This window comes from Aporhodopirellula sallentina SM41 (assembly GCF_000346505.1).
Classification (GTDB): domain Bacteria; phylum Planctomycetota; class Planctomycetia; order Pirellulales; family Pirellulaceae; genus Rhodopirellula; species Rhodopirellula sallentina.
The window spans coordinates 1-7,917 of record NZ_ANOH01000082.1; the positions used below are offsets into that span (position 1 = coordinate 1).

A 7,917-nucleotide genomic window follows, 5' to 3' on the forward strand; every position below is an offset into this window, starting at 1 on the left:
CGATCTGAGGAATATCCATCATTTCTTTCGCGGGTTTGGCGACGAAAAACGCTGCCTCACGCATGAGACATCGAGGAAACGGCGTTTCATCAAAGCGGACAAGTCCACATCGACGCCGCTGCGTTACCGAGTGAAAGCAAAACTCGTACCGATCGAAAAGAAGTCCGAACGATCGTCGGCGGGAAGACGGACGCATGCCGGTACGCCAGTTGCGTCAGCAACGTTGTCGTGGCGTCGCTTCGCACCTGTCGGAATGAAAAACATTCTTCGGCGATCGTGAACGCTGCGTCTTCCATAACAAGTCCCCATCAGACCTATCCGAAATGCATGGTTTTCCGAAATGCATGGTGCAGGATCCGCGACCGGGCATTCGCTCCGGTTGTCCCTACTCACCACGCCCGGCAATGCGGCTGACTCCGGCTGCCAAGTCATCCGATAGGTTTTGAACACCCCCGTTAAGAGAAACACGATGCGTGCGTTAGTGATTGTTGCTGTTCTCGTTCTCGTTCTTGTGCTGATCGGTTGGCTGAGGTTCAGCTCCCCGTCCGGCGATCCGACAATTCAGGTCGACACGGACAAGGTCCGACAAGACACCTCTACCGTTGTCGAGAAATCAAAAGAGGCGGTCGACAAAGCGGCCCAATCGATCGACCGTGCAGCGGAAAACGTGGACGCGAGCATCGACCGAGAACCGATCGAATGAGAAGCGAATAAACGTCATGTCCAAAAGCGGCTTCTCAGCGAGGCCGCTTACAGCATCGAGCGGACATCGGCGGCGGACGTTGGAAACGCGAAGAGTGTCGATTTGATATTCGTCGCGGTCAGTCCAAACTTCATCGCCAACGCGAATAAGTTGATCGTTTCTTCCGCGGACGGGCCGAGCAAATGGGCACCGAGCACTTGATCATTCTCACGGTCGACCAAGATCTTATAGCCGGCTACCGCGTCACCCGTTTTCCGCACGCTCCCCCAACTCGACATGTCGTCCGCGCGGACGTCGACATCGTGTGACTCACGTGCCTCCTCCTCGCTCATCCCCACCGCGGCGATTGCGGGCGTCGTGAAAGCAACTTTGGGAATCGCCCCGTAATCAGCTCTTTGATCCCCGCCCGATTCGAGCAAGTTCTCCACCACAATCCGGGCTTCTTCGTTCGCAGTCGGGGTCAGCCGCGGTTTGCCCGTCGCCGCACAATCACCCGCGGCATAGACGTTTTCATTCGATACGCTTTGAAAACCTTCGTCTACCAAAATGCCCTGGTCGTTGAACTCGATTCCTGCCTTCGATAGTCCGAGCCCGGTGATGTTCGGCACGCGTCCGGCACCGTGGACGATCAAACCGGCATCAATGTCCGGACCATCGTCCATCTCCAAACGATAACGGCGACCGTCGCCTTCGCCCGACGCAATCGCGATCGATGCAGGCGACGCTCCGAGTCGAAAGTGAATCCCACGTTTCTTCGAGTACTGAGTTAACAGATCAATCAAATCGGGATCGAAACCAGACAAAACGCGTTCATTGCGTTCAACAATGGTCACGTGCTTCCCACACCGCGCGGCGACGTGAGCGAATTCCATCGAGATGTAACCACCACCGATGAAGACGACTCGTTCGGGCAGTTCGGATAGTTCGAGAAAGTCATCACTCGTGGTGATGTGCTCTGCCCCTGGAATGTCGATAGGCACCGGGGTCGCCCCCGTGGCAACGATGAACTTCTCGCCGGCGATCCGTTCGCTGCCGACAACAATTGATGTGGGGCTCTCAAAACTCGGAGTACCCTGAAAAGTCTGGATGCCCGAAGACTGATAGGACTTTTCTGTCTTCTCCAGGACGGGCTCCGTAAACTCTCGCTTGAACTGAAGCAATTTCCCCCAGTCAATCTTAACGCCGTCTGATCCGACGACTAATTTGCCCTCGCTCCGACGAACCCGGTCGATCAACGCACCCGCGTTGACATAGACCTTCTTCGGATTGCATCCGCGCAGTGCGCATGTTCCTCCGAACTCTCGCGTCTCAATCATCGCCACCGAATGATCCTGCTCGACGAGCTTGGTGGCTACCGTGGAACCCGCTGGGCCGCTGCCGAGCACGACGAAATCGAAATGATGTTCGGACATGGAACCGATATTTCAAAGAAGAGGATGCCGAAGATGAACCTACCCAAAGACGTTGCAAAGAAAACAGCCGGCTGGCGTTGACCACAGTTGCTAATATGCAACGGCGGCGAACACCAACCGGCTGATGTGCCTTCGGATAGGCGATTAGTCTTCTACGTCAACCGATAGCTCGCCGTTATCGAGATCACGCTGCACCTCCACCCCGCCATCCGGCGTGTCGACGTCGAGAACCGTTTCCTTGTTGTCGCAACCGCAAAGAACGGCCCCGCTAATGAGCATGACCGCAAACAAATGGATGCGAGTCGCTTTCGTAAATTGATTCATCTTTTCACCGAGGAGGGTTTGTTGACAGGAGTCAGCACGAACGTTTCAGCGATCGGAACTATCGCTGAGCGGTGCGTTTATTTCTTCGCATACGCGTCGCGAAGGTCGCGGATCTTGTCGTGGCCCGCTTTGACTTTGGCGTACTGAGCCGACAGCACATCGTTCATGGCACTGCCCGCGGTATCCTTGAGCACGTCTTCGTAAGCTTCCTTGATGTGATCTTCACCACGTTCCGCTTCGATCAAGATGACATGAGGATCGCCTCCGTTCAACTTCCCTCGAATGTTGATCCAAATTCGGTGAGTCTTCGCCGCGACGCTTCCGTCATCTTCGGCTTCTTTGCCGTTGAACTCGACGTGCTGTTGAAGCTCGCTCGCCATCGCCGAACGTTCGTCACCGATGCTGCGGAAGAGAGTCGAGAGTTTTTGGTCGCTCAACTCTTCTGCCGATTCATGAAACCCGTTGTAGGAATCGATGTTGGCACGGATCAGTTTCTGAAGTTTGTTGATCGTAGTTTCGTTAAGGTCAGTTTTGGTTTCCAAGCTCATATTGATTCTCCATTGTGGTGTTTGATTGGGCACGAAGAGTTTCGTCGTGCTAACCAAGAGGAGTCGCAAAGAGCGTGCCGTTTCGCAAAACCAGCTCGAAAGGCGATGTCGAGAGGCAGACTTGGTTCATCGTCACTCAAGGTGAACGTCGAAACGTCGAGTCGGCCTGATCCAAACTCACTCGAGCTCGCTATAGCTACTTCGTGGCGAGCGTTTCGAGAATGCCCATCGACGCGATCGCGATACCGAGCGTTTGCTCGAAATCATCTACGTCGCCGTCTGCGATCGCGCACTGAAGCAAGTCCAGCGACATGGAAACGATGTGGAGTTGATTGCAGATGTAATGTCGCTTCTTCGAGCGTTCTTCGTCTGACAGACAGGCAACCTGCGTTGACGGCCACCGCGTGACATCAAACTCGCCGCTGAGCAGATCGGCCGGCATCTGAGCATCGACAACGGGCAGGTGATCGTCAGGACGCTTCACCTCGATCACCGCTCCGAGATTGGGGAAACGATGTGTTTGAGATTGGCCTTGAATCGTCGTTCCCATCGCGATTGTCTCCATACATGGCTTGGACAAGAGAGTTCCGTTCTCGCATTGACTTCACCGGGGTTGATTCAACTCACGTGGAGCCCAGCAATCCCGGCGTTTCGTCTGGTCAGGTTCCCGGCATGAGAGCCGCTCGCCGCCCGAGTGTTACGTCGTACACGCCGGCGGTGCAACTGCTATGCCACATCCTTTTGAGGCACGGGGGATGTGGATTGTACCAAAACCGCTCGAAAGAACCAAAAACGATTCCAGAGCGAATACGTTCGAACAAACAATTCCGTGGAAACGGACCGGGTCGTCAGCGGCCAGCCCCGCCCCTGCCCCCGACCTGAACGTTTTCGCATCGGCTCATTCGCGGCCGGTGCCTCGCCATCGGTGCGATTTGAATTTGGCTTATTGACCAACGCAGTCGACCGCGTTCAATTTGATGCCACTTTGGAGTTTGTAAGGTTTGCAAGGGAGACGATTCGATGGCGTTGAGCGAAGTTCAGACCTCCTTTGATGGCTTGATTCGTGTCGGTCTGGCAGCCAAATTCCTCGGTGTTTCGGCGGAAACGCTGCGAAACTGGGACAAATCCGGGCGACTGGTCCCTCGGCGCCACCCCGTCACCGGGTATCGCTACTACGAGAAAGTCGAACTCGAGCGGTTTCTCGCCGAAGCGATCGCTGAGCGTGAGGTACACGCTTGATGCCGGAGTTCTTCCAAAAACTATTCGACACCTCCGATTTTCCGCCCCGATGGTACTGTGGCAATTGGTCGGAATTTCTAGGGTGGCTGCATGTCGTTTCCGACATCGCGATCGGGGCGGCGTACTTCGGAATTCCGTTGTCGCTGATTTACTTCGTCCGCACCCGCAAAGACATCATCCTTCCGAGGATCATCTATCTCTTCGCGGCCTTCATCGTCGCGTGCGGGGTCACGCACATGATCGAGGCGGCCATATTTTGGACGCCGGTGTATCGAATCAGCGGACTCGCCAAACTGTTTACCGCGATCGTTTCGTGGGTAACTCTCGGCGTGATTATCAAGAATCTGCCCGGCGTCATGCAGTTACCATCGTTGACGGCAACGATCGATCGTTTGGAATCCGAGGTCGAACAACGTACCCACACCGAGCGTCAATTGCTTGCCGCGAACGCGCGCCATCAAGCGTTGATCGAAGGAACCCGCAGCATCGTCTGGACAGCGAGTTCGGAAGGCAAGTTCACCAGTCCGCAGGCGTCATGGTCTCGCTACACAGGCCAATCGTGGGAGGAACTCAAAGGCTTCGGTTGGGTGAAGGTCATCCACGAAGAGGATCGTGACGAGTTGTTGCGGAAGTGGAACCAAGCATCCACGACACAGACGAAGTATCAGGCAACCGGCCGGATTTGGAGTGCCGCAAATCAAGAGTGGCACCAATTTGTGGCCGAGGCTGTGCCGGTGTTGGACGACGAGAACAACGTGATCGAGTGGGTTGGAACAATCAGCGATATCGAAGGCCAGCACCAAGCCGAAACGAATCTAGGAATCGCGAGAAACGAAATCCTCGAACAGAAACGCGAACTCGAATTGATCTACCAGTCCGCGCCAGTCGGAATGTCATTAGTCGATCGCGAATATCGCTTTCTCAGAATCAACGATATGCTCGCGAAGCTCAACGGCGCTTCGGGAGAAGAACATATCGGACGGCGCGCCGACGAATTCCTCAACGGCTTCCAAGATCAAATCAAACCTCACTACGACCGTGTTTTTGAAACAGGCGAACCGGTGGTGGATGTCGAGATCGTTGGCACGCATCCTGTCAGTGGTGAAGGCAGAACCTGGTTGGCGAGTTATTATCCGCTCGGCAATCAGGACGGAGAGGACATCGAGGTGACCGCCGTCAGTGCGATCATCCAAGACATCACGCAGCGAAAGGAGCAAGAGGTCCGCCTGCGTGAGAGCGAGCAAATGGCGTTGGCTGCGAACCGGTCCAAGAGCGAATTCCTCGCAAACATGAGTCACGAGATCCGCACGCCAATGGCAGCTATCTTGGGCTATGCCGATGTGTTGCTCGGACACCTTCAAGACCCGGACAACCGGAATTGTGTTTTGATCATGAAACGCAACGGCGAGCATTTGTTGGAACTGATTAACGACATTCTCGACCTGTCGCGAATCGAGGCGGGGAAACTCGACGTTGACGTCGAACCGACCGCTCTTCCACAACTCGTCGCCGATGTGCAATCGTTGATGGCGGTTCGGGCGGAAGAGAAGAAGGTGCAGTTCAACGTGCTCTTCGAGGGATTGGTGCCTCGCACGATTCAAACCGATCCCACGCGGTTGCGGCAGGTACTGATCAACCTAATTGGCAACGCGATCAAGTTCACCGACGAAGGTGAAGTCCGACTGCGAGTCAAATTTCTCGACGGTTCACAGCCGCCCATGATCGAGTTCGCGATCGAGGATACCGGGATCGGCATGACTCGCGAGCAACAAGAACGTCTCTTCAAGCCCTTCTCACAAGGCGACTCGTCGGTAACGCGCCAATACGGTGGCAGCGGGCTAGGCCTAGCGATCAGCCAACGTTTGGTACACATGATGGACGGCGAGATGGACCTGACCAGTCAACCGCAGCAAGGGTCCACCTTTTTTGTACGGTTGCCGGTCGCCTCGTTTGAAGACATCGAATTGGTCAAACCGAGCCTCGTTGTTAGAGACCGCGAGGCAGACGTGCCCTTCCCCGAAACCCCACGACTGTCATGCCGCGTACTCGTCGTCGACGATCGACGCGACGTTCGTCACATCAGTCAGCACTTTCTGGAAAAAGCCGGAGCGGTGGTCGCGACCGCCGAGGATGGCCAGCGAGGAATCGATGTGGCGATCGCTGCACGTGACGCGGGTGAACCGTTTGACCTGATCGTCATGGACATGCAGATGCCCAACGTCGACGGATTGCACGCGACCGCTCAGTTGCGATCCGCTGAGATTCAGTGGCCCATCATTGCCTTAACGGCGGACGCGATGAAAGGTGACCGTGATCGATGCCTCAACGGAGGTTGCGATGATTATCTTTCCAAACCGATCGACCAAACCAAATTGATAAAAATGGTCGCCAAGTACACTCAGGAGGTGACTCGCGACGACCTCATCCTCAAACGCCAACAACGAGTCGATCGTTTGCGTGGCCAGATATCAGAGGACAATCATGCGAAATGACCGTCTCAATCCCGCAGTTCGTTTTTTTTCGGATCTTCAAACCGCCGCTGACAACCAAGAATCTGTGATTGTAGATGAGGTTGTCTTACCCTCGCCCGACGTCCGATCGGCGTGGGCACTACCAATTCGTCCATCCGTGCAACGCGGCCGGTTACCTTTGTTGCATACTGCTTTTTGCTCCACGTCACGAATCGTTCACGCGATTTAGAAAATGACGAACACCTCTCATGCCAAACCGCAAAAGCCACTCATCGTCGCTATCGGTGCGTCCGCTGGCGGTCTGGAATCTTTTCAAGAGTTCCTCAGCGGACTGGGCGATGCCCCCCAGGTCGCGATCGTCTTTGTTCAACATCTCGATCCCACTCGAAAATCGCTGCTTCCTGATTTGCTGGCGAAGTCGACGGGAATGCCAATCGTCGAAATCGAAGGGCGGCGGAAACTAAAACCCGGCACGCTCTACCTCTGCCCTCCCAAAACACTGCTCGCTCTGAAGAACGGTTTTGTCTCCATCCATCGCGACGAATCCGATCAATGCTCACGCGCCGCGATCGATTTCTTCTTTCACAGCGTTGCCGAGGACCAACGAGAAAAAGGCATCGGTGTCATTCTGTCGGGAACCGGCAGCGACGGAACCCTCGGTCTGAAATCCATCAGTGACCACGGTGGTTTGACGATCGCCCAGGATCCGGAATCGGCGAGATACGATTCCATGCCACGCAGCGCGGCGACGACCGGAGTGGCTGACTATATCCTCCCGCCACGAGAAATCGCGTCGCATCTGCTCCGCTATGTTTCTCATTGGGAGGAAACCGAACACTCCGACGTCAGAGAGACCCGGCGGACCGAAATCAAAGACGCCATCCCCGCCATCGCCGAACGTTTGTTGGAGGTGACCGAGCACAATTTCCAGCACTACAAAATCAACACGCTCGCACGTCGGATTCAACGCCGGATGCAAATCCTGCGACTCACTGATGTCGACGAATATGTCAAAATGCTTCGTCAAGAAGAAGACGAAGTCCAGCGGTTGTTTCGCGAACTGTTGATTGGCGTCACGGCGTTTTTCCGCGACCCCGAGGCGTTCGACTACCTTCGTTCGTCCGTGTTGCCGAAGATCTTTGAAGGACGTTCGGACCTAGATTGTGTTCGCATTTGGGTGGCGGGATGCGCGACGGGGGAGGAAGCCTATTCCGTCGCGA

9 protein-coding genes are annotated in these 7,917 nt (G+C 55.3%); 5 read left to right on the forward strand and 4 right to left on the reverse strand.

Features of this window, described 5'->3' with window-relative positions:
• Both RSSM_RS34505 and RSSM_RS04520 read left to right on the forward strand, forming a co-directional pair.
• The coding region (locus RSSM_RS34505) for a hypothetical protein (RefSeq protein ID WP_236620934.1) at nt 1-280 on the forward strand (280 nt) is incomplete at its 5' end.
• Between the two features lie 162 nt (nt 281-442).
• Nucleotides 443-703 (forward strand): hypothetical protein, encoded by a 261-nt coding sequence (locus RSSM_RS04520; RefSeq protein ID WP_236620935.1) that lies wholly within the window; start codon nt 443-445, stop codon nt 701-703.
• Nucleotides 704-750: 47 nt separating this feature from the next.
• Here the strand turns inward: RSSM_RS04520 and RSSM_RS04525 are convergent, their stop codons facing one another.
• The 4 genes from RSSM_RS04525 to RSSM_RS04540 form a co-directional block, all read right to left on the reverse strand.
• The gene (locus RSSM_RS04525; protein ID WP_044301131.1) at nt 751-2,115 is read right to left on the reverse strand and encodes a dihydrolipoyl dehydrogenase family protein; all 1,365 of its coding nucleotides are present in this window, start codon (nt 2,113-2,115) and stop codon (nt 751-753) included.
• Between the two features lie 144 nt (nt 2,116-2,259).
• The gene (locus tag RSSM_RS04530; protein WP_008675024.1) at nt 2,260-2,439 is read right to left on the reverse strand and encodes a hypothetical protein; all 180 of its coding nucleotides are present in this window, start codon (nt 2,437-2,439) and stop codon (nt 2,260-2,262) included.
• Nucleotides 2,440-2,516: 77 nt separating this feature from the next.
• A complete protein-coding gene (locus RSSM_RS04535) occupies nt 2,517-2,987 on the reverse strand; it encodes a PA2169 family four-helix-bundle protein (protein WP_008675033.1) in 471 nt (156 codons plus the stop codon).
• Between the two features lie 196 nt (nt 2,988-3,183).
• The gene (locus RSSM_RS04540) at nt 3,184-3,567 is read right to left on the reverse strand and encodes a hypothetical protein (protein WP_144059570.1); all 384 of its coding nucleotides are present in this window, start codon (nt 3,565-3,567) and stop codon (nt 3,184-3,186) included.
• Nucleotides 3,568-4,007: 440 nt separating this feature from the next.
• On the opposite strand from RSSM_RS04540, the gene RSSM_RS04550 reads away from it, so the two are divergent.
• The 3 genes from RSSM_RS04550 to RSSM_RS04565 all read left to right on the forward strand — a co-directional run.
• Nucleotides 4,008-4,226: a MerR family DNA-binding transcriptional regulator gene (locus tag RSSM_RS04550; RefSeq protein ID WP_008675039.1), complete on the forward strand. Its 219-nt coding sequence runs from the start codon at nt 4,008-4,010 to the stop codon at nt 4,224-4,226.
• On the forward strand, nt 4,226-6,718 hold the full coding sequence (locus RSSM_RS04555) for an ATP-binding protein (protein ID WP_008675041.1): 2,493 nt from the start codon (nt 4,226-4,228) through the stop codon (nt 6,716-6,718). The genes RSSM_RS04550 and RSSM_RS04555 overlap by 1 nt, the downstream gene beginning before the upstream one ends.
• A gap of 211 nt (nt 6,719-6,929) precedes the next feature.
• Nucleotides 6,930-7,917 (forward strand): chemotaxis protein CheB (locus tag RSSM_RS04565; protein ID WP_008675044.1); only part of this gene is annotated, 988 nt, incomplete at its 3' end.